Annotated in this window: 20 protein-coding genes; all 20 read right to left on the bottom strand. The window is 48.9% G+C overall.

The window, feature by feature from the left end:
* Positions 1–8: 8 nt before the first annotated feature.
* Positions 9–1,079 carry a glycosyltransferase family 4 protein gene (locus F1529_RS09975; protein ID WP_155134301.1) on the bottom strand — a complete coding sequence of 357 codons (1,071 nt, stop codon included), beginning with the start codon at positions 1,077–1,079 and terminating at the stop codon, positions 9–11.
* Positions 1,080–1,096: 17 nt separating this feature from the next.
* On the bottom strand, positions 1,097–1,672 hold the full coding sequence (locus tag F1529_RS09970) for a sulfotransferase family 2 domain-containing protein (protein ID WP_196220393.1): 576 nt from the start codon (positions 1,670–1,672) through the stop codon (positions 1,097–1,099).
* A 37-nt stretch (positions 1,673–1,709) separates the two neighbouring features.
* Positions 1,710–2,819: a glycosyltransferase gene (locus F1529_RS09965; RefSeq protein WP_155134295.1), complete on the bottom strand. Its 1,110-nt coding sequence runs from the start codon at positions 2,817–2,819 to the stop codon at positions 1,710–1,712.
* A 31-nt stretch (positions 2,820–2,850) separates the two neighbouring features.
* Positions 2,851–3,951, bottom strand: a complete 1,101-nt coding sequence (locus tag F1529_RS09960) for a glycosyltransferase family 4 protein (protein ID WP_196220392.1) — start codon at positions 3,949–3,951, stop codon at positions 2,851–2,853.
* Between the two features lie 224 nt (positions 3,952–4,175).
* Positions 4,176–4,529, bottom strand: a complete 354-nt coding sequence (locus F1529_RS09955; protein WP_155134289.1) for a hypothetical protein — start codon at positions 4,527–4,529, stop codon at positions 4,176–4,178.
* 535 nt (positions 4,530–5,064) lie between these two features.
* A complete protein-coding gene (locus tag F1529_RS09950) occupies positions 5,065–6,081 on the bottom strand; it encodes a glycosyltransferase (RefSeq protein WP_155134286.1) in 1,017 nt (338 codons plus the stop codon).
* A 22-nt stretch (positions 6,082–6,103) separates the two neighbouring features.
* A complete protein-coding gene (locus F1529_RS09945; protein WP_155134283.1) occupies positions 6,104–7,549 on the bottom strand; it encodes a lipopolysaccharide biosynthesis protein in 1,446 nt (481 codons plus the stop codon).
* 16 nt (positions 7,550–7,565) lie between these two features.
* Positions 7,566–8,264, bottom strand: coding sequence for a sulfotransferase (locus F1529_RS09940; protein WP_230457757.1), 699 nt, complete (start codon positions 8,262–8,264; stop codon positions 7,566–7,568).
* Between the two features lie 497 nt (positions 8,265–8,761).
* The gene (locus F1529_RS09935) at positions 8,762–9,784 is read right to left on the bottom strand and encodes an ATP-grasp domain-containing protein (protein ID WP_155134280.1); all 1,023 of its coding nucleotides are present in this window, start codon (positions 9,782–9,784) and stop codon (positions 8,762–8,764) included.
* Positions 9,781–10,818 (bottom strand): sulfotransferase, encoded by a 1,038-nt coding sequence (locus F1529_RS09930; protein ID WP_155134277.1) that lies wholly within the window; start codon positions 10,816–10,818, stop codon positions 9,781–9,783. Before F1529_RS09930 ends, F1529_RS09935 begins: the two co-directional genes overlap by 4 nt.
* 8 nt (positions 10,819–10,826) lie before the next feature.
* Complete coding sequence (locus tag F1529_RS09925) at positions 10,827–12,059, bottom strand: hypothetical protein (protein WP_155134274.1); 1,233 nt, start codon at positions 12,057–12,059, stop codon at positions 10,827–10,829.
* On the bottom strand, positions 12,052–13,164 hold the full coding sequence (locus F1529_RS09920) for a DegT/DnrJ/EryC1/StrS family aminotransferase (RefSeq protein ID WP_370457000.1): 1,113 nt from the start codon (positions 13,162–13,164) through the stop codon (positions 12,052–12,054). The genes F1529_RS09925 and F1529_RS09920 overlap by 8 nt, the downstream gene beginning before the upstream one ends.
* Positions 13,161–14,033 carry a glucose-1-phosphate thymidylyltransferase RfbA gene (gene rfbA, locus F1529_RS09915; RefSeq protein WP_155134271.1) on the bottom strand — a complete coding sequence of 291 codons (873 nt, stop codon included), beginning with the start codon at positions 14,031–14,033 and terminating at the stop codon, positions 13,161–13,163. Before rfbA ends, F1529_RS09920 begins: the two co-directional genes overlap by 4 nt.
* Before the next feature lie 2 nt (positions 14,034–14,035).
* Complete coding sequence (gene rfbB / locus F1529_RS09910) at positions 14,036–15,100, bottom strand: dTDP-glucose 4,6-dehydratase (RefSeq protein ID WP_155134268.1); 1,065 nt, start codon at positions 15,098–15,100, stop codon at positions 14,036–14,038.
* A complete protein-coding gene (locus F1529_RS09905) occupies positions 15,097–16,137 on the bottom strand; it encodes an NAD-dependent epimerase/dehydratase family protein (RefSeq protein ID WP_155134265.1) in 1,041 nt (346 codons plus the stop codon). The genes rfbB and F1529_RS09905 overlap by 4 nt, the downstream gene beginning before the upstream one ends.
* Before the next feature lie 241 nt (positions 16,138–16,378).
* Complete coding sequence (tviB, locus tag F1529_RS09900; protein WP_155134262.1) at positions 16,379–17,653, bottom strand: Vi polysaccharide biosynthesis UDP-N-acetylglucosamine C-6 dehydrogenase TviB; 1,275 nt, start codon at positions 17,651–17,653, stop codon at positions 16,379–16,381.
* A 266-nt stretch (positions 17,654–17,919) separates the two neighbouring features.
* Entirely contained in the window at positions 17,920–20,127 is a 2,208-nt protein-coding gene (locus tag F1529_RS09895; protein WP_230457756.1) for a polysaccharide biosynthesis tyrosine autokinase, read from the bottom strand.
* A gap of 89 nt (positions 20,128–20,216) precedes the next feature.
* Entirely contained in the window at positions 20,217–20,645 is a 429-nt protein-coding gene (locus F1529_RS09890) for a low molecular weight protein-tyrosine-phosphatase (RefSeq protein ID WP_155134259.1), read from the bottom strand.
* A 2-nt stretch (positions 20,646–20,647) separates the two neighbouring features.
* A complete protein-coding gene (locus tag F1529_RS09885; protein ID WP_230457755.1) occupies positions 20,648–21,787 on the bottom strand; it encodes a polysaccharide export protein in 1,140 nt (379 codons plus the stop codon).
* An 8-nt stretch (positions 21,788–21,795) separates the two neighbouring features.
* A complete protein-coding gene (locus tag F1529_RS09880; RefSeq protein WP_196220391.1) occupies positions 21,796–23,325 on the bottom strand; it encodes a capsule assembly Wzi family protein in 1,530 nt (509 codons plus the stop codon).
* Between the last annotated feature and the right edge of the window lie 155 nt (positions 23,326–23,480).

Genomic DNA, 23,480 nt, shown 5'->3' with positions numbered 1-23,480 from the left:
GAACAACCTCATGCTCGAACCAATTGATCGTAAAGAGCCAAATGCCTTTCAGCAGAATGCTGGATACTATATTTACTGCAGTAACGAGAAGCATTATCCCCATAAAAGCAACGAGATGCATGAGATTCAATCAAAGAGCGTAAGGCGTGCGCATATTCCTGCGGGGTCGACTCATCGACTACCACGCCACTCTGACATGAGTGAATCACTTCTGAGCACCCCCCAACATTCGTAACAATGGAAGGCAGGCCAGCCGCAGTCGCCTCCAGAAGGGAGATCGGCAATCCTTCCCACGAGGACGACATGGCAAAAATATCAGCCCCTGCCAATAGTTCTTTTACATTCGAGATGTTGCCCAGAAAGGAAACTTTACGGACCAGCCCAAGATCATCAACCTTTTTCAACAAACAGTACTTACTTTCACCTTCGCCAGCGATGGAAACCGAAAATTCGATGTCCCCTAACAACGCAGCAGCCTCAAGAAAAAGGTCGTAATTCTTCTGTTCACATAAAGTACCAACCATTGCGACATGTGGAACCACCTCTCGCCTGGCAACCACGGGCAATATCCGGTCAAAATCGACGCCATTATCGATCCGCTGAACCGACCTGCCAGAAACTGATCGCAACAGGTTAGCGCAAGCTTGTGAAATACCGATATAGGCCGTAACCCTGAAGTCGAAAATCCGATACAACCACGCAGGTACTTTCAGAAGGATATTATGATGCGTATAGACAACAGGCACAGAAGAAACAAAAAATGCAAACAGCAACGAGTAATAAAGGTGGCAATGCAGCAGATCCGGCGAGTAATCACTTACAATTTTTTTGAGATGCAGCCCTGATTTAAAAGGGCTCCGCCTTGAGCCCGGCGGCATAAACGAATAGGCAACTCCTGCTGAGTCAACTTCTTTAAGGTAGCGTTGCTCATAATCAGGATCACGACCAATCTCCTCAGCGCGACTCAGAAACACTAAATGAACATCATGCCCTTCCCGAACCATCGCCTTGCACAGGTCCTTGACGTAAACTTCAGCGCCTCCGGCTGCAGGCGCAGCAATAAAATGCATCAATCTCATGTCAAAACCCTGCAGGTTTAAAATTCATATCCAAAGAGATCAATATCATCTCTATAAACGGAACGCACTGTTTCGATCATTTCATTACTGACATAGGCATCACGATAATTTGTATCCAGGGTAGCGGTTGAGTTTGCCATCTTCACCTCAAGAGTCCGTCCAAGACGCGCCTCAACAAAACTGACCGTCTCAGTCAGTCGCTCAACATAGCCCAAATGACCAACCATGATCTTCATATTATGATCACAAACAAATAAATATTGTGGCTGAAAAATAAAGTCACAATTTGAAAGGTCTCTTGAAGGAAGCCAATCACAAACAAAACGCTCAAAGTTGGAAAATTCAGGAATCTGATACTGCTCAGGCTTGTGAACCCCCATTGATTCAGTTCGACCAATACGAGCAAAGCGATAGGCGGAGAGCGCCCTATCCCAGGGGTTCCTCACCAAAGAAAACGTAAAACAATCCGAAAACAAGGAAGGAAAACGGGACTGTATCTGCGTTGCTGAATAATGCCCTAAAGTTCTGCCGTATAGAGCAGTGTTGACACTGGTTCCGGCCGCTTTAGGAACATGAACGAAAACACACTTCATGCTCTCCCAATAAGAGTACCTGCGATACAAATTAATCCTACTTCTGAAATGACTTAACATACTTAACCAAGTCCATATATTTCTTCAATACAGCACTCGCTCTAAAATCATTCAAGTGACTAATGAGCTCATTTCTGGAAAATAACAAAGGATTTGAAAGCGATTCCTGAATAGCAGCAGAAAGTGATTCCGCATCCCCGACCGGCACAAGACGACCAAACCTCTCATTAGCTAAAATCTCTCTAGGGCCGGATGGACAATCGGTAGATACGACTGGAATTCCAGCCGTCAGCGCCTCCACAAGAACATTTCCAAAACCTTCCCAATTAGAAGAAAAAACAAAAACCGAGTAATTTAATAACCTCAACTGCAAGTCATCAACAAACCCCTTAAATTTAACACTTTTTCTCAAACCAATATTATTTCTATACAATTCCAGACTCTCTCTCAGCTCACCTTCTCCGAAAACATCCAAGACAAACTTGTTTGGCCATTTTTGATCAAGGATCTTAAGTGCATCGAGCATCAAATAATAATTTTTTGCCTCAGTTAAACGACCAGCAGCAACCAACCTTACTTGATTTGAGCTCTCGCTCCTAGTATGACCATTAAAGACTTCAACTTCATCACTAAGGACAGGATTCCAAATCGTGGCGACCTTTTCACGTTCAACACCATAGTAATCGATCAACGCAGACGCAGCCCCGCTTGAAACAGCAACAACTGAAGACGAATTACGGCAGGCCAACTTATGCAGAAACCTAATTACTCGAAATTTAAAATCGCAAACCAGCCTAGCATCACGCGCCTTAACGTTTGTGTGGACAGTCGGAATAAAAACAGAAGATTTTTTATAAAAAATCCACGCCAGAAAAGCAACAATATTAGGAACGTCTGTAAAGCTTATCAGCAGATCGACGTCTCTGAATTTCAGCAGCCGCCTTATTGATAAAACCTGATTTATAAGCCCCCCTCTGTCCGAAAAAAGCCTTACTACAGAGCTCTCCAAGCTATAACAATCATCTGTTTTATGCCGAGTAAAAAAAATAACCGAATGCCCATCTTTAGCAAAACCATTCGCCAAATTAACAGCCACACGCTCTGCCCCACCACCATTTAAACTTGAGCACACAAAAACAATATTCATATAAATGCCGGAACCCCAGCCAGGTAAAAATTCATGAAGTGGTTTCTTTGAGCAGCGCCGCCTCAAACTCAACAACCTGATTATCTATGCTATACTTTCTCGTTCTATTTCGAATATCTCGTTCACTTTCAGCAAACTCAAGACTAGAAAGAATGGCTGCATCTATTGCTGAACACCAAGCATCTGAATCCTCAGAACTGATAATGAATCGATCATCATAATCAACCGTCTCAGGCAATCCACCTTTATCAGAAACCAAGACAATACATCCATACGCTAAAGCCTCGACAGCAACCCTGCCAAAAGCTTCATCAACCTGAGAAGGAACCAAAAATATATCAGCGGCTCCATATATGCCATCCGGATCAGTCCAGCCCATGTAGCTAACATTTCCAGGCAACTCATTAAGGCTAATTGATTTATCCCATTTTCCGTAAACAGAGAAACTCAATTCAGGAAACCTGTCTGCAATTTTCAAAAGGATGCCGCAACCCTTTTCCCTCGAAAGCCCAACCATATGCACATTGCTTATTTGATTTACTATTCTCTTACTGACAGGGATATCTACGGATGGATATACCACATAGCCATTACCATTTATGCAAGGTGAAATGGTAGCCCTCATATATTCACTATTATAAATATAAAAATCAGCCGGCTTATTTACTACCTGATAATTCCCAATGAATAACGCTGCAACCCATCTCTTTATGCTGCGACTTTCAAAATCTCTTTCAATAAGAAATTTGAAATTCTCAAACGCTCTAACAATCAGACCGATTCTGACGCTACAAGTAGCACCTACATCCCTAGCACAAGCGAGAGCCGTTGGCCCACAGACAACAACATCGGGATCAATTTCTTTAGCCCGAAAAAAACTTTCTTTTTTCAAAAAAAAGTTTCGGAAAACAATAGCCAAAAATCTATTCTTAAAACCTTTCGTTTTATATACTTTAACACCGGAACTAACACCCTGAATGTCAGTTCTGCAAGTCACTACCGAAACATCCCAACCTCTAGCTACTAATGCCTCAAGCAGCAACCTATTTGAAATTTCACCACCCCCAACAGGGTGTGGGTAGTACGCAGAATGGTAAGAAGGGAAAAGTGCCAATAATTTACGCTTTGTCATCAACATTCCCTGTCTGATTAATTAAAACCCATATCATGAAAACAACCTGAAAACCACATATAACAGAACCATTAGCATTTTAATGCCAGCATTAAATTTAGTCATTAACATTACTGAATGTATAATCATTTGCAAAAAAACGCCTGCAGAAACGCCCTCATGACAACAACCCCACATAGGTGGCATGCATCCTTTTCACCGGTCATTGAGAAAAGAACAACCAATCAAAAACCTAACTTTTCAGAAAAGCTTTTGGTTTGATGATCAATAAATTGTTTATTCTTATTATAATAACCACCGTAGTCTTTCACCTGCTTACCTCTACTCTGGTACTGCTTATCGACAATCCCAGATATATCTTGTTTCACTTTCAAGCCTAATTTATGAAACAGAATTTCGACCAATGCTTGCTTGTCTTTAATAAAGTCTTCATACCGAATCATCAAAAAATCATCTTCTGCATTAAAATAAATATCGGCGGACAGTTTCCAACGATATCCCAAAGCATCGATGTAATTTTCGTGACAACAACCCAACCAGGAAGTATCAAAATTAACCCTCCAGCTGGCGACAGCCATAGCTTTGGATAATTTGGCAGATCAATGTCTTCAACATCTCCCGGGACATCGAGCCGAGCCAAAATGCTTCTTATATTATCTTTAGGCTCACGAAAAATAATGACAAAGCGAGCCTTCGGGAAAACCCTTTTGAGCTCATCATAGTAAAACGCGAATAATTAATTTTGGCATTTCTTTAACAACCTAAAGTTTAAAAGTTCCCTTGCGCAAAAAAATGAATTTATCGGCTTACCTTCCAATGCACTGCTTTACCGAACCACCTAAGGATATACGAGAGCCTAGCCTCATCGCATTAAAAACACTATAAGTTGAGCACGATTTTGGTAAGCAATTCATTACAACCAAAAAATAAAATAGTCCTTATAGATAAAGACAACCTCCATCGCTTAATGTCAAATACACAAGAGCACTCTATGTGCAGTGAGGGATAATAAAGCTGCCCTCAACACTTTCAAGCATAGTTTTAGTACATATTTACCCGATAACAACATTCGCCCCATACAGGCAACCAAGTCGTTAAAGCGATACGCTAGACCTACTTTCCAATAAACTTTTTAAGCTGTTGCACACCGGACCGCCCCAATAAAGTGAGGACCACCTTCTTTAATACCCGAATCATAGTCAATCTAACAATCAGCTCCTTTATCAACTCCACGCCAGATGACTTTTTAAAAGCACTAGCCTTGAATTTAGAAAGAAAAATTCTGGAAACATCCTCTTCACCCACCCTTTTAAAATAACGATACATCCAAAACCACGTATTCATTTGCGTATCAAGCTTATCTTCGTTATCTAATGATGACCACACTCCGCCACCATGAACTCTATAGGCCGCTGGCTGTATCTCAGCGTGATAGTGGCTACTTCCATACTGCCCTAAAATAGCCGTAAAGAACGTGTCTCCATTACGAACCATGTTCCTTTCAGGTGCAAATTCCGAAATCACATTTCTATAGACCCAGGACATGGTTAATATCCAAGCCTTTCCTTCAGACAACTCTCTTCCTGACCAATCTCGCTTTTGGGTGTTTGGCAACTTCGATGGGCTTAGTATGATGCCAGCATCATCCATGATAAATGCATCATGTCCTGTAATGACGCATTCGGGATGTCTATCCAAATAATCGACTTGTTTTTGGAGCTTTTGAGGATCAGACCAAAAATCATCCCCTTCGCAAATTGCGAGATATGGGGCACCCGATAATCCCTGAAAGAAACCAAGTGCCCGACGACCTTTGGAATATTGATTCTCTTCCTGAAATATCACCTTAACGATATTGGGGTAGTCTTTTTGGTACTTTTTGATGATTTCTTGGCTGCCGTCTGTGGAAGCATCGTCATGCACGATTATTTCAAACCGGAAATCAGTTTTTTGGTTTAAAAAACTATTCAACGCGTCTGCAATAAATTCGGCATGATTGTATACGATGCAGCAGATTGTCAGTGTAGGGCGTTTAATATCGCCTCTCCACCCCGCAGCAATTTCTTCCTCCGCCCTAGGCTTTGGCGGCTTAGGCGCCAAAACCCCGTTTATTAAATGTTCCACTGCCATAAAAACCCTATTTTCCGAAAACCTAGGCACGCTGTAGTAGCTTGGAAACCTGACTCCATAACATCAAGGCCCCTTCCGCACGTACAGCAAAGCTGACAACTATGTATGACCCTGCACCCACAAATCCAGAGAGGATCAGTGTAACCGCCGAGTGTGTTTGTAAATGTCCCGCCAGCCACCATGCAACTGCGCCGCCAAGCAGCGCAGCGCAGATAGGTTTGATCACGTCCTTAACCTGCTCGCCCAACGAATACCCCACCAGTTTGGCTGAAAAGTAGGTGTTGGGAACCAGCGCCAAGAAGGTGCCGATTACCTGGGAGACTACGATGCCTAACACACCATAGGGTATAGCCAGAAACAGCATGGTTAAGTTAACCGTTTTCTTTACCAAGCCCACTTTAAAGACGAGGTCGGAGCGCCCTTTTACTTTGAGCAAATTTATATTCAAGGCATGGAGGGGAAAGACTATTCCCACGATACACAGCAGTTGGAGGTATGGCACCGCACCTTGCCACCTTTCATCAAAGGCCAGGCTGATTAGTGGCGATGCCAGGGCTGCCAGCAGAATCATTATAGGCGCCATGATGAACATCATCAGCTGCATGACCTGGCGGTATTTGTATTTCAGTGTGGTATTGTCGTCTTGTAAGGTTGCGAGCGCCGGAAAGGTCGCTTGCTGAACTGCGCCGGTTAACTGTTGCGAAATTAGATTGCTGATTTTTTTTGCAAAAAAATACAGGCCCGTTAACTCCGCACTGAAGAAGCGGCCAATCACGAGGATATACGAGTTCTGAAAAGCTACCGAGAGCAGGCCTTCGGCAAGCAAGTTTCGGCCAAAGGCGAACAGCCTTGAAAATGATTCTATTGAAAATTGCCACCCGGGTCTCCAGTAGCTAGCCCCCCAAAGAATCACTGCTGATACGGCGGCCTGGCTGAGCATTTGCACAACCAGGCTCCATACGCCCCAGCCTTGATACGCCGCTGTTACCGCCAAGACACCAGACACCACAGCGGCGGTCGTGTTGGCCTTCATTTGGGTTTTGAAGTCCATTTTACGGCTGAGCACAGCGACTTGAACTATCTTCGCTGCATTGATGAAAACCACCAATCCCATCACCTGCACTACCGCAGCCAGCTCGGGCTGGCTATAAAATTGTGCAATATAGGGCGCACTGACAAAGATAGCGGCATAGGCTGCCACGCTAAGCCCAAGGTTGGTAAGAAAAACGGTGTTTAAATCGGCATCCGATACGCTCTTGCTGCGAATCAGCGCAGCGCCTAGGCCTGAATTGACAAAGGCGTTGGCTAGCTCAAACACCACCGTGGCCATGGCAATTAAACCGAAGGCATCGGGCGCCAGTATGCGCGCCAGGAATAGCAAAAAAATGGTGCTGGCTCCGCGCGTTAGAAACATGCTTGCCAGGTTCCACAACACGCCTGCACCGATTTTTTGGTTCATTGACTGCATTTAATACTGCCCTGCATTACGTTTTATTTTCCCAAGGGAAGTCATCATAAGGCGAATCAACCCCAAGAAATTCGACAAATTTTTGATAAGCCCCCTGCTCAGCTATATTGATCACCAGAAGGTCGCTGGGACGATCTTTAAAATACTCCATGACTTCACGATTGTAGCGCTCGTAATGGGCGATCATGACATCTTTGTTGTAAGGATCTTCGTCTGTTGTGCCATGCACACGGATGACGTTGTACATGAAGCCTGGCCGAACATATTGGGCTGCTTTCAGGTCTTCTACAGTAGGTATACGGCCGTCTTTACCAAACTTCTTGGCATGAAAACGCGTGATGGAACGGTACCACTGCTCCGGGTTGTCCCTGACGGTGAGAATGAACTTGCTACCGGGGTAGGCTTGATCAAGCCGTTTGTACAGTTCCGGGTAGCTGAACGGCACATCTTGGAACACTTGGGCCGATTTGCAGTAGTTGATAATTGGCTGGAAGTTGCTTTCAAAATAGTACTTACCGGTAAGAATTTCCGCTTTAAGCTGATTCCCGATAGGGTAGCCAAGGGCACCGAAGGCAGCTTTCAAGGAAGTAGTGCCGGTTTTGTTTCTGCCGATGCAGAAGCACTTAACCTTGCCTGCAGCCTTCCGCTGGTTCCGGACTTCCATTGTTAACCGACCCACCCGATCGGTCATTTTGCGTAATACAGTCTTACTCATTCTTTAATTCCCTAAACTGTTTCATGGCCCGCTTTGACTCTTCCTGACTGTGGCCCTTCAACCGCCTCGCGATTTCAACAAAGTAGAACTCCGGCCGGCGGAAAAAATCTCATACCGATCTTCTGATCTTCTGATCTTCTGATCTTCTGATCTTCTGATCTTCTGATCTTCTGATCTTCTGATCTGGTAAATAGGCAACACCCTGATCAACAGAGCTGTTAATAGCCGCAATCTGCCCAATTATAGTATAGACTCCAACGGATCAAGATATTTTATTTCTAGGTACTATTGAACATTAAATGAATATCATATGTTGATATCACCGCATTGACGCTTTCGGGCTTAAAGAACAAACTGAATGTTGAAGTTCAGAGTGCGGCAAGCCCTAAACTCCCCCCAGGCGTGGCACCTGCATTCTGCGAACAGAGGCATATTTTTCACCAACCAACAAAACCCAAAATACCTGCACGCTTTTTTATTTGATTTTTCCGGTCATTTTATTCCTTACAAAGCGCTACTGCCTTTGGAACCAAGTCTTTAAAACCAGCTATGCCTGGAGTGCTCGAATAGCAGCTTTCTGGCGCGTCGTTTCCAGACGCCCATGAGACTAACGCCCTTGGAATATTTGCCCCGGCAAGATGGTGGAATGGATAGTCACCCGTGAATCTCGGGTTAACATCGATCGCTCGATAGGTTCCATCGTCCTCTAGAAAATCCACACCCCAAATACCTAGGTGGCCAGTCATGTTGCTAAACTTCTTCGCGATTTCTTCGTGAGGTGCTCTGGGTATACTAACTGCCCAATCACTTTCTCCTGAACGCATAGTTTTCACCTCACAGGCAAAATGTGCGCGATACTCACCATTGAGATCATTAACGATACCAACACAAACCTCGCGACCGCTGACTGCCTCTTGCACCAAAACCATTGCATCTTCAGGTAAAGGAATATACTGATTACTACCTGAAGCAAGAGCCTGATCAGCTGCCGCACTATAGGCTGCTTTTAGCTCAGCTACGTTCTGACATTTGGCTAACCCCAACGAGCCAAAGCCAGCTCTTGCTTTCACCATAAGAGGAAAACGTATCTCACCGTTGCGGATAGCTTCCAGAACCCCCTTCATACTTACCATTGTTTTGGGAACCGGTATCTCATGATGCTCAAGCAATCTAGTACACTCATATTTATCTAAAGATATACGCCCCCACTCTGCTGTGGGCAATGTGTGCGCAATGCAGGCATCCGCTAGCCACTGCTGATTCTGACTCAGCATATAAACGTCCAGGTCATGCAGTGAACATAAAAGACCAATTTCATATTTTTTACAAACATCAGCAAGGAACGAAATATATTCGGGGTGATTAGCAGGAGGCGTTATTACTGGAATATCAGCGGCAACCATGCCTGCTGCGTTACCAAACATATTTGCACCAACCACTTGCCCTTTTCCTTTCAATGCCTCTTTAAAGTAATCGACCAGATAACTGCGGCGCCCAACGCTTGTCAACAATACATTCACCCTGCAGCCTCCCCTCTCAGGTTACCACCAAGCTTCTCGTATTCGTTTTGGAGAATGGTTAACTCTTCCTCGCTCAGCCGCTTGGTGTTACCGGACTTATAACGCTCATCCACTCCGGATAAATCTTTAATCAGCTCAGGCATTGAGAAACGATCTGCAAGTTTGGCCAAAAAAATCCGCGGGCTTTCACACACATCTTCGTAAGAAGCCATTATCCAGCGATCTTCAGGCAGAGCCTTAAGCTGGTTGTAAATGGCCTGTTCACTGAAGAGAACCTGGCCCGCAACTTGCGCAGGAGGCTCCTGATCTTTCAAAAAACTGTACTCTTTCGGCTTTACTGACCACCAAACCTTATTGCTACCGTAATACTTGATTCTCGCTTGGCTGACCGATTGCATGAGGTAAAGGGGATCCCTTTGCACATAAACAATTTTTAACTCAGGCATTTTTTCTGCAAAGTAGGCTAAATTGTATTGAAGCATCATAATCTTGGACATAAACGGTTTACCGTATACCGCTTGAATACTGCCAACCTCTCGTCGTAAGTTCTCAATCTCCACCTCTTCTAACTCCCCCTCAGTAAGATGGCCGGGGTCGTGGTGTGGGAAGAAACGGCGCCAAAAATGAAAAAATTCATTGATACCCAGGGCACCGCGAGTTTTTCCCACGTTCGAGGAAAACTCATTGCTTGATCTCAGGTCAGCAAACTCCTGTCCCAGATCATACTCAGGGTTCATTAATAGTTGCTGGATCAAAGCCCCAATATGTGGGGCGTAGGCAAACCGTGACAAAAGGTTACTTGGATACGAAACTGCCCCCGTGGCGGCTAGAAGTTGAGTCATAAAAGTGGTGCCAGACCGCGGGCAGCCTACGATACCGATTAAAGGATGAGACGGAAACACACTGTAATCGTTAACCGACTGCTGCACTGGTGCTAACAACATACGCAGCTGAGAAATCAAACGATCCAACTTTTCATTAGGACGAAAGTCTTTGGACCGCTTATTCGCATGCTTGAGAATATGAGATTCCATGATTACCTTTACCAACTGAAGCTTTTCAGATAACTGTGTACTGACTGCTTGTCGCGAAGTTTTATCCAGCCTTTTTCGCCCTGTTCAAAAATTGGCGGATTGGTGCGGATAAAGTCCGGACTACTAACCACCGAATAAGCGCCAACGTTTTCCGCAACTAAAATATCGCCGCATGCTAACGGCTTCTCGAAATCACGGTGGATAATGTCATGCTCAAGACAGGTATAGCCGGCGATATCAATAGAGCCACCTTCACGCTCACCATCTGTGACACTTGGACACATAATGACGCTTGTGGGCAAATTAAAACCATTAGGCACGATCTTAATGTGGTGCTGTGCACCACTAGTCACCGCAAACCACTTGGAACCAATTTTCTTTAAATGCTCTACCCGGAAGGCATAATCAAATACATTACCGAGCAGCCCGACGCCAGGCTCTAAAATAAGTTCCGGCCCCTGATTCCCGTAACGTTGATGCAAGGGCCCACAGATGGCAACGGCGTACTCATCAAAGGTAGGCGGTGGCGTTACAAACTGACTGCGCAATTCATCAGACATTGGGCCACACAAGCCGCCACCTATATCTATAAACTGCGGGCCTTGGGGACCAAAAAAACGATCAGCGATTTCAATGAGCCTAACGATTCTCCGATTATAAGAAGTCGCAGATCTGTCAAAGGAAGTATGGCAGTGGAGCCCTTCTAGGCTGATGTTTTTGTAAGCACTAAGCAGTTCCCAAGCTTTATTTAGTTCACCGCTATTTTCACTGAGTCCAAACCTTGATTCTCGATCTTTCCAGTTGAAATCTAGATTACAACGAAGCCCCAGTCTGATTACTCCAGAAAACTCTGATGCAATACTGGCAATTTGCCTAGCTTCACTAAGGCTATCGACGTTTACTAGAGATCCTAAAGCGAAGGCTCTATTTAATTCTGCATTTGTCTTGGTTGGACCGTTAAATAAGACTTGCTCCCCAGGAACCCCAAGTATTTCCGCTATTTCAAATTCGCTACCGGAAACCACCTCAGCATATAGCCCCTGCTCATTCGCTTCGACACACAACTTGGGCAGGTCGTTTGTCTTGTACGAATATCCGATGCGGATGTTTTTATAGCGCCCATTGAATGCAGCTTTGAGAGCATTAATATTTGACCTAAAACGGTCCATATGCGCGATAAATATCACGCCTTCATTTTCATCCAAAAGTCGGGAAAGCTGGTTCCAGTTATACTCAGTCATGCGACCGTCCACCAAGAGAGTCAGAAATGATATCCGTTATTTGTGCTAGGTTTATTTCTGTGAGTTCAGAAAAAATCGGAAGACACAATATCCGGCTGGCTATATCCTTTGACACTGACTGGTCTGCTTTGGCCTCAAAGCACTCAACCGAATTCAGTGAGGGGTAAAAATATCTTCTGGCCAGCACACCATTCTCTTTGAGAGCGGCAGCCACATGCACGGCTTGTTTTTCACTGTTGAAAACTATGGGGAAATAAGCGTAGTTGTAGCTAAGCGCATGGCCTTTGGCTTGGAGTTGTACAGCGTTACCTAGTGCTTCCTGGTACCGCTGCCAAACGTCTGCCCGCGCAGTCAGGTTTTCTGCCATCTCATCCAGCACACACAGCCCCATTGCTGCTTGTAACTCGTTCATTTTTGCGTTGATGCCAACTTCGCCAATACTCTCAGGGCCAGTGATGCCGAAGTTAATCATTTTCTTCGCACGTTCCAGATCTTCCTTGCGTCTAAAGATAATGGCCCCGCCCTCTCCAGTATGAAATAGCTTTGTGGCGTGGAAGCTGAGGGTTGAGGCATCACCGTGCTTGAGGAGACTTTCGCCTTTATATTGGACGGCAAACGCATGGGAGGCATCGTAGATGACTTTCAGGCCATGGCGTCTGGCTATCTCATCGATGGCTTCTACGTCGCAGGCATTGCCAAAAACATGTACTGGCACAATGGCTTTGGTATTTGACGTTATCGCTTGCTCAATATTTTCCGGGCTTATGCACCAGGTATTCGGATCGATGTCCGCAAAGACCGGCTGTACTCCATCCCATTTCAGAGAACTGGCGGTCGCGATGAAGGTGAATGGCGTGGTGATGGCTTCTTGCTGCTCGCCATTTTCGTTACCACTTACCCCTAACGCACGGTATGCGACCTGAAGCGCCAAGGTACCGTTTGCCACCAGAAGCAGGTTCTCAACACCCAAATACTCTTCCAGACGAGCAGTAAGTTCTTGCACCAGTGGGCCGTTGTTCGTCAGCCAAGCTCGCTCATAAATACCGTCAAGGTACTTATCCAGCTTTTCACGGCTTGGCAGGTACGGTTTTACGACGGGTATCACTGTGGCCCCCTGATGATATCCAGCAGGTATTGACCATAACCATTTTTCGAGAGAGCCTCACCTGACGCTTGAACTTGTTCAGTACTGAGCCAGCCGTTTCGCCACGCGATTTCTTCCAGGCAGGCAATCTTGTAGCCCTGACGGCGCTCGATGGTTTCTACGAACTGCGCCGCTTCCAGAAGGCTCTCATGGGTGCCCGTATCCAGCCAGGCGAACCCCCTGCCCAGCTGCTCGACCGTGAGATCACCCCGCTCTAGGTAGGCCTGGTTTATACTGGTAATTTCCAGCTCCCCTCGATCAGAGGGTTTCACGGACTTGGCGATTTCAATAACATCGTTGTCGTAGAAGTATAGGCCTGTCACTGCGTAATTGGACTTCGGGCTTGCCGGTTTTTCCTCTATGGAGATAGCGCGTTTATTTTCATCAAAGGCGACGACGCCAAAACGCTCCGGATCTTTTACCTGATAACCGAAAACTGTCGCGCCGCTAGTGATAGCCGCTGCTGTCTTGAGTTTAGGGCTGAAGTTCGGGCCATAGAAAATGTTGTCGCCCAGAACAAGGCACACGCTGTCTTGCCCAATAAAATTCTCGCCTAAAATAAAGGCTTGGGCGAGACCATCTGGGCTTGGCTGGACCTTGTAGCTAATGGCTACCCCAAATTGCTGGCCGTCGCCCAGCAGGCGCTGGTAACTGGCCAGATCGTTCGGTGTGGTTATGATGAGTACATCCCGTATTCCTGCGAGCATCAACACAGATAACGGGTAATAAATCATTGGTTTGTCATAGATCGGCAGAAGCTGCTTCGATACGCCCATGGTTATGGGATAAAGCCGCGTGCCCGATCCGCCTGCCAGAATAATGCCTTTCATCTTTATTCTCCTGTACCCAGTCGTTCGCGCCGGTAGCTGCCATCCTGCACCCGATGGCACCATTCGCTATTGTCCAGATACCACTGAACAGTCTTGCGGATACCGGTTTCGAAGGTTTCTCGTGGAGCCCAGCCCAGCTCTCGCTCGATCTTGCTGGCGTCGATGGCGTAGCGCAGGTCGTGGCCGGGGCGATCCTGGACGTGGGTAATCAAGTCCCGGTACATGCTGATGCCTTCTGGTTTTTCCGGCACCAGCTCTTCGAGCAGATCGCAGAGGGAGTGGACCACTTCGATATTCTGCTTTTCGTTATGGCCCCCAATATTGTAGGTCTCCCCTATTTTCCCTTCGGTGGCGACTTTATAGAGAGCACGGGCATGGTCTTCCACGTACAGCCAGTCACGCACCTGAGTGCCCTGACCGTAGACGGGCAACGGTTTCCCGTCCAAAGCATTGAGAATCATCAAAGGGATGAGCTTTTCCGGGAAATGAAAAGGACCGTAATTATTGGAGCAGTTGGTGATCAGCGTCGGGAAGCCATAGGTACGGCGCCAAGCGCGCACCAGATGGTCGGAGCTGGCCTTGCTGGCCGAATAAGGTGAGCTGGGCGCATAGGGGGTGATTTCAGTAAACAGGTCTTCCGGGCCGTCCAGATCGCCGTACACTTCATCGGTGGAGATGTGGTGGAAGCGGAAGGCCTGCTGAGCGTTGTCGTCCAGGGTATTCCAGTATTGGCGTGCCGCTTCCAGCAAGGTGTAAGTCCCGATGATGTTCGTTTCCATGAAAGCGGCGGGGCCATCGATGGAACGATCCACATGGCTTTCTGCCGCAAGGTGCATGATGGCATCGGGTTTGTGGTCCTGTAATACCTGATCTAGGGTATTTCGATCGCAAATATCCATCTGTTCGAAGGCGTAGCGAGCGCTATCACTCACACTCGCCAGACTTTCCAAATTGCCGGCATAGGTGAGCTTGTCCACATTAACGACGCTGTCGTCTGTGTTATCGATGATGTGGCGGATAACGGCAGAGCCGATAAAGCCGGCGCCGCCGGTGACCAGGATTTTCATGCGTCGCTCCCGCCTTTCAGGGTGTTTTCATACCAAGGCATGGCCTTGCCGATGCCATCGTAAATTCTGTAGGCAGGCTCATAGCCCAAGAGTTCCTTCGCCTTGCTGATATCCGCCTGGGAGTGGCGAACGTCGCCGGTGCGGAAATCACGGTAAGCAGGATCGTTTTCATAGTTCACACCGCACTCTTTAAGGCCTGTTTTCAGAGAATCGAACAGGATGTTGAGGGTGGTTCTGTCGCCCAAGGCCACGTTAAAGACGTGGTTTTTGGCTTCTGCCTCTGCGGTGGCGGCCAGCAGGTTGATCTGCACCACATTCTCGATGAAACAAAAATCCCGACTGGTTTCGCCATCACCATTAATGAAGACGTCCTCTCCCTGGATCATGGCAGCGGTCCATTTGGGGATCACGGCGGCGTAGGCGCCATTTGGGTCCTGACGCTTACCGAACACGTTGAAGTAGCGAAGGCCGATGGTGTTGAAACCGTAGGTGCGGGCGAACACGTCGGCATAGAGTTCGTTGACGTATTTGGTGACCGCGTAAGGGGACAGCGGCTTGCCGATCTTGTCTTCTACTTTGGGCAGGCCGGGGTGATCACCGTAGGTGGAACTGGAAGCGGCATAGGTGAAGCTGGTCACGTTTTCGTCTTTGGCAGCCACCAGCATGTTCAGGAATCCGTCGATGTTGGCTTGGTTGGTGGTGATGGGGTCTTCGATTGAGCGCGGAACAGACCCCAAGGCAGCCTGGTGAAGAACATAATGCACACCGGTTACCGCTTTATGGCAGTCATCCAGGTTGCGAATATCGCCTTCGATGAAGGTGAAGCGAGCCCATTGGTCTGCGATGACCGTTTGTTGTACTTCATCCAGATTGTGCTGGTGGCCGGTGGCAAAGTTGTCTAGCCCGATTACGGTTTGATCGAGGCCGAGCAGAGTTTCGAGCAAGTTGGAGCCGATGAAACCCGCCACACCGGTGATGAGCCAGGTTTTAGGGTTGGCTTTGAGGTCTTGTTGTACCTGTTCGTAGCGGGTTGTCATGGTGTTGCCTGTCTCGTTTATTCGTTTGGTGGAGCCAATCAAGCTGTGAGCTGCTAGCTACGAGCTTCGAGGAAAATCAAAAGCCCTGTTCGCGATGCAAGCATGGATTATTCGCTCCGCTCACCCCTCCGGGGCATTCGCCTTTCAAGCGAGGCGCCTACATCTTCTGTGGGAGCTTCGCCTGGAGGCAGGCTCCTACGGGTGTTGTTTTTTCCTCGCAGCTCACAGCTAGCTGCTGCCTTCACAATCTAAGGTCTACGTCTTCCTTCGGGAAGATGTATTTCAGGTCGTAGAGCACATGTTCGGGCTTGCCGAGGGTGCGAATATTGTCAGCGCCCATGGCTTTAAACTGGTTATGGCCTACAGCGAGGATGATGGCGTCGTATGTGCCCTGCTCAGGTTGCTCCACTGGGCTGATTCTGTATTCGTGTTCCGACTCTTTCGGGTTGATCCAGGGATCGTGGACATCTACCTGTATGTTGTACTCCTGCAGTTCCTTGATCACATCCACTACCCGGGTGTTGCGAAGGTCCGGGCAGTTTTCCTTGAAGGTGAGCCCCAAGACCAGAACACGGGCGCCGTTAACCTGAATGCAACGGTTAAGCATGGCTTTCACCAGTTCGCTGGCCACATGGCTGCCCATACCGTCATTAATGCGGCGGCCGGAGAGGATAATTTCCGGGTGGTAGCCGATGGCCTGAGCCTTATGGGTTAGGTAGTACGGGTCTACGCCAATGCAGTGGCCACCTACCAGGCCTGGACGGAATGGCAGAAAATTCCATTTAGTGCCTGCCGCCTGAAGCACTTCTTCGGTATCAATGCCCATGCGGCTGAAGATCATGGAGAGTTCGTTGATCAGGGCGATGTTCAGATCACGCTGTGTGTTCTCAATGACCTTGGCGGCTTCGGCTACGCGGATGCTCGACGCCTTGTGGGTACCGGCAGTGATAACGGAACCGTAGAGTTGATCGATCAGTTCGGCGATTTCGGGGGTAGAGCCGGAAGTCACCTTGGTTATGGTGGTGACACGGTGTTCCTTGTCGCCCGGGTTGATCCGTTCCGGGCTGTAACCGGCAAAGAAATCCTGGTTGAACGTAAGCCCGGAGACCGTTTCCAGTACTGGGACACAGTCCTCTTCGGTGGCGCCGGGGTAGACGGTGGATTCATAAATGACGATGTCGCCCTTCTTGAGGGTCTTACCGATTGTTTCGGAAGCCTTGATCAGCGGGGTAAGGTCCGGGCGCTTGTGCTCATCGATGGGGGTGGGAACAGTGACAATGTAGACGTTGCAGTCGTTTAGGGCTGACGGATCATTGCTGAAGCTGAGGCGTTCCGCACTGGCCAGCTCTTCATCATCCACTTCCAATGTGGCGTCATGGCCGTTGTTGAGAGCATCAATGCGGACTTGATTGATATCAAACCCGATAACAGGCCGGCCCTTGCCAAACTCGACCGCCAGTGGCAACCCAACGTAGCCCAACCCAATTACTGCCAGCTTGATGCCATTCAGTTCCATTCTTTTTCCATTCCTTTGTGCGCTGTTTGCTTGGCTTTCTTTACGGTTATCGCCACTTTCAGGCCTCGAGAGGCATTTTACGGTTAACCTTCCTGCGCTCCGACTCTTTAAAACAGCAAAAGCCTCTGTAGGAGCGGTGATTCCACCGCGATGCCTTATTTCACGGTGGAAGTTTCGCGGTGGAACCACCGCTCCTACAGAGGCGGGTCGCCCCTTGTAAGGAAGACCTTACGTTTCGCTTGCGAGCACGCTCCTACAAAACAACTTCAGTCGCTGCTCTTTCCGTACTCGTAAGCGTAGTACCCATATTCATTAGACGCACGACGTTCCATGCAATTAAGGATAGCGCCTTTTATTTCCACTTTGTTCTGGGCAAAACGCGTTAATGCTGCATCAACCTCTTTCACGGAATTTACCCCAAACCGGGTTACCAACAAGCTACTGCCAGCCAGCTGACCGACAATCGCGGCGTCCGTGACAGCCAAAATAGGCGGGGTATCGATCAAAACCAAATCATAATTATCGCTGACCGACTTCATTAATGTAGCGAACCGACTGTGCATGAGAAGCTCTGAAGGATTTGGTGGCGCCTTACCCCGTGATATAAAGTCCAGATTATCAATGCCCGAGGGCTGAACAATGCCCTGGCTCTCGCTTTGGCCAGAAAGGTAATCGGACAAGCCCACTGCATTGGTTGTCTGAAAGTAACGATGCAGATGGCCTTTTCGCATATCCCCATCGATAACCAATACGCGCTGCCCGGTTTGCGCCAACACCGCACCCAAATTCGCAGATAGAAACGTTTTACCGACATCTGGACTCGGCCCTGTAATCATCAATACCTTGTTTTCTGCATCCATCATGGCGAAATGAAGGCTGGTTCTTAGGCTGCGCAGAGCCTCGATTGCCAAATCGTTAGGATCTTCAATGGCCAACAAAGGAATAGGAGGAAGCGCTCCCTTGCTGGCCCTACGGTATTTCAAACCAAGCAGACTTTCCGACTTCTTTTGTTTCTCTGATAGCGGAACAGTGGCGTACACCGCTACCCCTTGCTCTTCCAGTTTTTCCGGCGACTCAATGCCTTTGTTGAGCACAGCGCGCAACAATACATATCCAGCCGCAATCATGGCCCCTAACACAACGGCGATAACGACTATCAGTGACTTTTTCGGCTTAATTGGCGAAGGCTGAATGAGCGCCCTATCGATAATGCGTACACTACCAACAGTGCCGGCTTTAAGAATGCGCAACTCCTGGACCTTGTTAAGGAGCCCCACATAAATCTGCTGTGTGACCTCCACATCTCTCATTAAGCGGAGAATTTCTTGCTGAGTTTCCGGCAACCCTTTGACCTGAGCATCAAGATTTTTCTTTTCTTCAATCAATGATGCCCGCTGCCTCATCAGAGTCTGATAAGCCGGATGTTCCTTGGTAAACCGAGTGGCAACTTCGCTCTCACGAATTTTCATTTCGTTAATCTTTGCTTCAATGCTGACCACTCGCTCCAGTACTGACTGAGTTTCCATGCTTAAGTCAACCGATTCGCTTTTAAGGCGATAGGCATTGAGCTTTTCTTCAGCCTCGTTGAGTTTCTCCTTGATTTTAGGAAGCTGCTCGCCGAGAAATTCCAGGCTATTTTCTGCCTGGGCTGAACGGCGCTCCACGTTCTGTAGCAAATAGGTCTGACTAATCGCATCCAGCACTGCTTTTATTCGCGCTTTGTTCGGACCGGTCATCGTCATACTAAGCATGCCGGTTTTACCCATTTCCTCAATTTCAAGCGAACCACGCAGACGGTTAGTGGCGACAATTTCGGGTTGTTTTGCCAGAATTAAAGGTTCACCACCATATTGCCAACGTGAGATATCCAACTGGATATCTCCACCTTCATTCATTAACGTTTCACCCGCTGGGGCTTTTGCAACCCGTTTTTCGCCCATATACAGAGCGGGCATACCCTCTTCTTCTGCCAACAAAAACGAACGCCCACGGAGCCGCTCAGGCACCTGAAAACGCTCGATAGTGACAAACGTTTCGCTATCGCGATAGCCTGCAAAAAGGGGATGCTGTTCAGTTGGCGCTGCTTTATCCGGCCCCTGAAAACGCCCGATATAAGGAAGGCGCTCAGGCGCAATCGTGATGTCCATTTTCAGTTGCTCAATCACATCACCAAGAACCATACGCGACCGCAAAATTTCAATTTCCGCTGACGCTGACGCTTCTTGCTCAAAAATCTGATTAAGCTCTGACAGCCCAGGTACGCCACTGCTTTTCTGCTCAATTTGAAGCAGCGTATCCCCTTTATAGATAGGCGTAGCAACAACGCCATAGGCCGTCCCCAGCCCCAACGCAAACAATGCAGTGCCGAGAATCAACCATTTGTTATCCAGCAACAGACTGAATAAATAGCCAAAATCAATATCATCATCCATAGCGCTGTTCTGGCGCTGAGTATGCATGCTGTTATCTGTCATTCTAATTTGCTCTGTTCGTTGTCATGCAAGGCTTTCTAAGCCGCCTTGATTCCGAGAGTTTCTAAATGGCATTGCCAGCAGGGTGGCTCTTAGAGTTTTTCTGCCCATGCCCGGGTAGCTTTTTCCATCATGGGGTAGACTCGTTCAAAGGCATCTCGCCCACGCTTGTAAGGGTCTGGAATGTCATTTTTTCCATTCCACTGCGTCAGTAAGAACGTTTTACCGCTGGCTTCGGGAAAGCGCTTGCTGATACGCTCTTTCTGTCGGCTTTCCATTACCAAAATCAAATCACTGTCTTGGCACAGCTCAGCGGTGAGCTTCTTTGCAATATGAGGGCCACAGGCCAAGCCATTGCTCTCAGCTACATTCCTTGCCGTTGGCTCCATATCCTGCCCTTCCAGCCCGACTAGCCCCGCTGAGGTTATGCTTTTTTCCGGCTTCAGGCTTTGCAGCATGGCGGCCACGGTGGGGCTGCGGCAGATGTTGCCGTCACACACCACCAGGATCCGGTCGAACATGGTTAATCCCTCAGAGCTTCTTCTGTTCGGCTACCCAAATACAAGGCGCTCACCGAGGGCAAAATCAGACTAAGCACGCGGTTCCACCTGGCGAGAGGCGCCGCAGTAACATAAACGATATCCCGTTCCTGCAACGTAAAACTGTCCGCCAGCACCAAAGCCGCGGCATCCTTTGCGTTCAGCTGGTAAATATCAATACCATGATCCGCTGCCACCGGAGCCTTACGGAAAACGAAGACGCCGGACGCATCCGACTGGCGCTGATTCAGCCCGCCATTCTCTGCCAAGGCCTCCGCCAGCGTTATGCCATTGCGCCCCATCCGCAAAGAAGTAGCTTTACCCACTTCCCCCAGAACGAACACCTTGGCATCTGTCACCGGGTTTACGTTGATAACATCATTGGGCTGCAACAGAACGTTTTGGCTGGTATTGCCATACTGATAGATATCACGCAATGAAAGACGGTAGTCCTTACCGTTACGGGTAAGAACCACGCTACTCCAATCGGCAGCCTCAGTGAGACCTCCGGCCTCACCGATAGCATCAATCAGGCGAGTGGGCACGTTTGTTACAGGAAACAGGCCGGGCTCATCAACTTCACCGGTGACATAGATTTTCTTGTGCCGAAAGGCCGCGACCGACACATCGACTTGCGGATCTTCGATATATTTAGAAAGGCGCTGGGTAAGCATGTCGCGGATTTCGGTCACTCGTTGACCCTGGACGCTTACGATACCCACATATGGATAGAAAATCGTTCCATCATTATGCACCCAGTTACCCGATTCTGCTGAGCTGCGCAGAGACCCCGCCGGAATAGTCAGCTCGGGGTGATCCCAGACGGTAATTTGCAGCACATCCCCTGGTCCCACTAGATAGTGGTAATCCTCATCGGACAGATCAATCGCTTCTGGGACGCCCTTGTCGACAGGGTGTATATCCTGTTTTTTCAAAATGGCGGTCCCAATAGAATGCACTTCCACCACATCGGGCAAGGGCTCACCTTCAGGAGAGTCATCTTCATCCAGAAACCAGCCAGGCGTGGGTGAATGGTAGGACCCGGGGACAACAGTGCAGCCTGCCAGCGTGGCAAGCAGGCCGACAGCCAGAAATTTCCCGAAAGGATTCATAGATACCTGCATAAACTCTGTTACCAATTCACGTGGCGGGTCCACTGAAGGCCGGCGGTGAACCGCTCCCGCTCTTCATAGGTCACTACGGGTTCATCCGTAGCAGAAAGCAGCCAGTTCAGGCGGCCGCCGAATAAGGGGTGGCCGATGCGCAATTCAGCCAGGGTGATGTCCTGTTCTTCAACGGCCTGAAGGATAGCGTCGCCATCTTCCGTGACCACCGCGCGTATCCCGCCCTCTTCGTTCAGGGTCGCTTGCGACAGGCTCAGCGCCACCGACACGTCGTGGCGGAAAAACTGCTGAATGCCGAGGGTGACGGCCTGGGCGTCGCCTTCCCAGGTACTGGCCATGTTGCGGCCATGGTAGCGGAAACCGCTTTGATAAGTGCTGTGCTCATACATGACATTGTGGCGGCGGTCACTAAACCAGCTGCCGGCAACGGTGTCGGTGGCTTCCACAAAGAAGCGCTGGGAGCCCTTGCCCCAGCCGGTGACCACATCCACGCCAGCCAAAGACGATAGCTTCGAGGGCAAGCCCCCCGCTTCGTCTTCACCCATGAATTGTCCATAGATACCGAGGGGAACGTCACCCGGGTTCAAAGACAGACGGAAATCCACTCCCCCAATTTGGTTACTGGGGTCCTGCCCTTCTTCCAGGCCGGATGTTTCACCGTTATCGCGACCAATAACCGCATTCCAAAAGTCATCCAGGCCCTGCGGACGCCCTTCCCCACCCCATTGCGCCAGGCGCGACAGGCCGATTTGCAGGGAATCCAGTGGCTTGAAGACAAAGCGGGCACCCAGCAGGCGGGCATCCGGGATAGCGCGGTCCTGCTCCAATTGCCCGGCAATCAGTTGCAGGTCCCAGGGGCCGATCCAGCTGAGCCAGGGGCTTTCCGGTGCCAGCGGCATTTGCCGGGATAGCCATAGCCCGGGAACCGGGCGAGCATTATTGGACAGGGCCAACGAGCTTTGCCAGCCCGGGCCCCACCAGCGATCGACAGCACCGACGCCCAGCTGCCAGTTGCCGATGATGCCGGCCAGGTAGGTATCATCCAAGCGCACATACTGGTTGTCGCGCTCGCCATCCACATAGCCCACCGCCAGCTGCCCGGCCCAACGATCACCCATGCCGTAAAGTGTCACCTGGCTGGTGAATTCGTCTTCTACCTGGGTATCGAAGCTGGTGTAGAGCGGCTCCTGGTTGGCGCCACCCAGTTCAATGGAAACACCACGGGTGCTTTGCTGGGCCTGCTGTAGGGCTTTTTCGAGGAAGGCGGCATGCTGGTTTTCACAACGTTTGGCTTCCGCTTCCGGGAGGCTGTGACGGGCAAGGCGGTAGCTTTTCATCAGCGCGGCCCAGCTGATCGGCCAGCTGAGGGTAACGCCATCCAGGCAACCCTGGGACTGGAGCGCTTCGATATGATGGCGCGCGGATAGATCGCCGGCTGGCACCCAGGGCGAAGCGGCCTGTGCGCTGGTGGCGCACACAAAGGCCAAGCCCCCGAGGCACCAACGGGTGAGCTGTAAAGAAAACTGCACTAAGGACATCCTATCCAGCTGTTCTAACATCGAGGGGCGGATTATGCGTACTTTTTTTTGTCATCCATATGACAAGCAGCGGCATTTTACAGTTTGTTTACTGCAATGCGAATGGGTTTCAGCACTAACTCTACGTAATTCATACGTATTGGTGACGCAGGCCT

Source organism: Alcanivorax sp. VBW004, from assembly GCF_009718865.1.
Taxonomy (GTDB): Bacteria; Pseudomonadota; Gammaproteobacteria; order Pseudomonadales; family Alcanivoracaceae; genus Alcanivorax.
This window is presented reverse-complemented; position numbering and strand designations above follow the sequence as displayed.

What these genes read in the sequence shown, in the direction of transcription:
- F1529_RS09890 (WP_155134259.1), bottom strand. Translation starts at nt 20,645, where the DNA reads ATGTTCGACCGGATCCTGGTGGTGTGTGACGGCAACATCTGCCGCAGC.
- F1529_RS09955 (WP_155134289.1), bottom strand. Translation starts at nt 4,529, where the DNA reads ATGGCTGTCGCCAGCTGGAGGGTTAATTTTGATACTTCCTGGTTGGGT.
- F1529_RS09895 (WP_230457756.1), bottom strand. Translation starts at nt 20,127, where the DNA reads ATGACAGATAACAGCATGCATACTCAGCGCCAGAACAGCGCTATGGAT.
- F1529_RS09880 (WP_196220391.1), bottom strand. Translation starts at nt 23,325, where the DNA reads ATGTCCTTAGTGCAGTTTTCTTTACAGCTCACCCGTTGGTGCCTCGGG.
- F1529_RS09885 (WP_230457755.1), bottom strand. Translation starts at nt 21,787, where the DNA reads ATGCAGGTATCTATGAATCCTTTCGGGAAATTTCTGGCTGTCGGCCTG.
- F1529_RS09960 (WP_196220392.1), bottom strand. Translation starts at nt 3,951, where the DNA reads ATGACAAAGCGTAAATTATTGGCACTTTTCCCTTCTTACCATTCTGCG.
- rfbA (WP_155134271.1), bottom strand. Translation starts at nt 14,033, where the DNA reads ATGAAAGGCATTATTCTGGCAGGCGGATCGGGCACGCGGCTTTATCCC.
- F1529_RS09970 (WP_196220393.1), bottom strand. Translation starts at nt 1,672, where the DNA reads ATGAAGTGTGTTTTCGTTCATGTTCCTAAAGCGGCCGGAACCAGTGTC.
- F1529_RS09950 (WP_155134286.1), bottom strand. Translation starts at nt 6,081, where the DNA reads ATGGCAGTGGAACATTTAATAAACGGGGTTTTGGCGCCTAAGCCGCCA.
- F1529_RS09930 (WP_155134277.1), bottom strand. Translation starts at nt 10,818, where the DNA reads ATGGAATCTCATATTCTCAAGCATGCGAATAAGCGGTCCAAAGACTTT.
- F1529_RS09965 (WP_155134295.1), bottom strand. Translation starts at nt 2,819, where the DNA reads ATGAATATTGTTTTTGTGTGCTCAAGTTTAAATGGTGGTGGGGCAGAG.
- F1529_RS09940 (WP_230457757.1), bottom strand. Translation starts at nt 8,264, where the DNA reads ATGAGTAAGACTGTATTACGCAAAATGACCGATCGGGTGGGTCGGTTA.
- tviB (WP_155134262.1), bottom strand. Translation starts at nt 17,653, where the DNA reads ATGGAACTGAATGGCATCAAGCTGGCAGTAATTGGGTTGGGCTACGTT.
- F1529_RS09925 (WP_155134274.1), bottom strand. Translation starts at nt 12,059, where the DNA reads ATGACTGAGTATAACTGGAACCAGCTTTCCCGACTTTTGGATGAAAAT.
- F1529_RS09945 (WP_155134283.1), bottom strand. Translation starts at nt 7,549, where the DNA reads ATGCAGTCAATGAACCAAAAAATCGGTGCAGGCGTGTTGTGGAACCTG.
- rfbB (WP_155134268.1), bottom strand. Translation starts at nt 15,100, where the DNA reads ATGAAAATCCTGGTCACCGGCGGCGCCGGCTTTATCGGCTCTGCCGTT.
- F1529_RS09905 (WP_155134265.1), bottom strand. Translation starts at nt 16,137, where the DNA reads ATGACAACCCGCTACGAACAGGTACAACAAGACCTCAAAGCCAACCCT.
- F1529_RS09975 (WP_155134301.1), bottom strand. Translation starts at nt 1,079, where the DNA reads ATGAGATTGATGCATTTTATTGCTGCGCCTGCAGCCGGAGGCGCTGAA.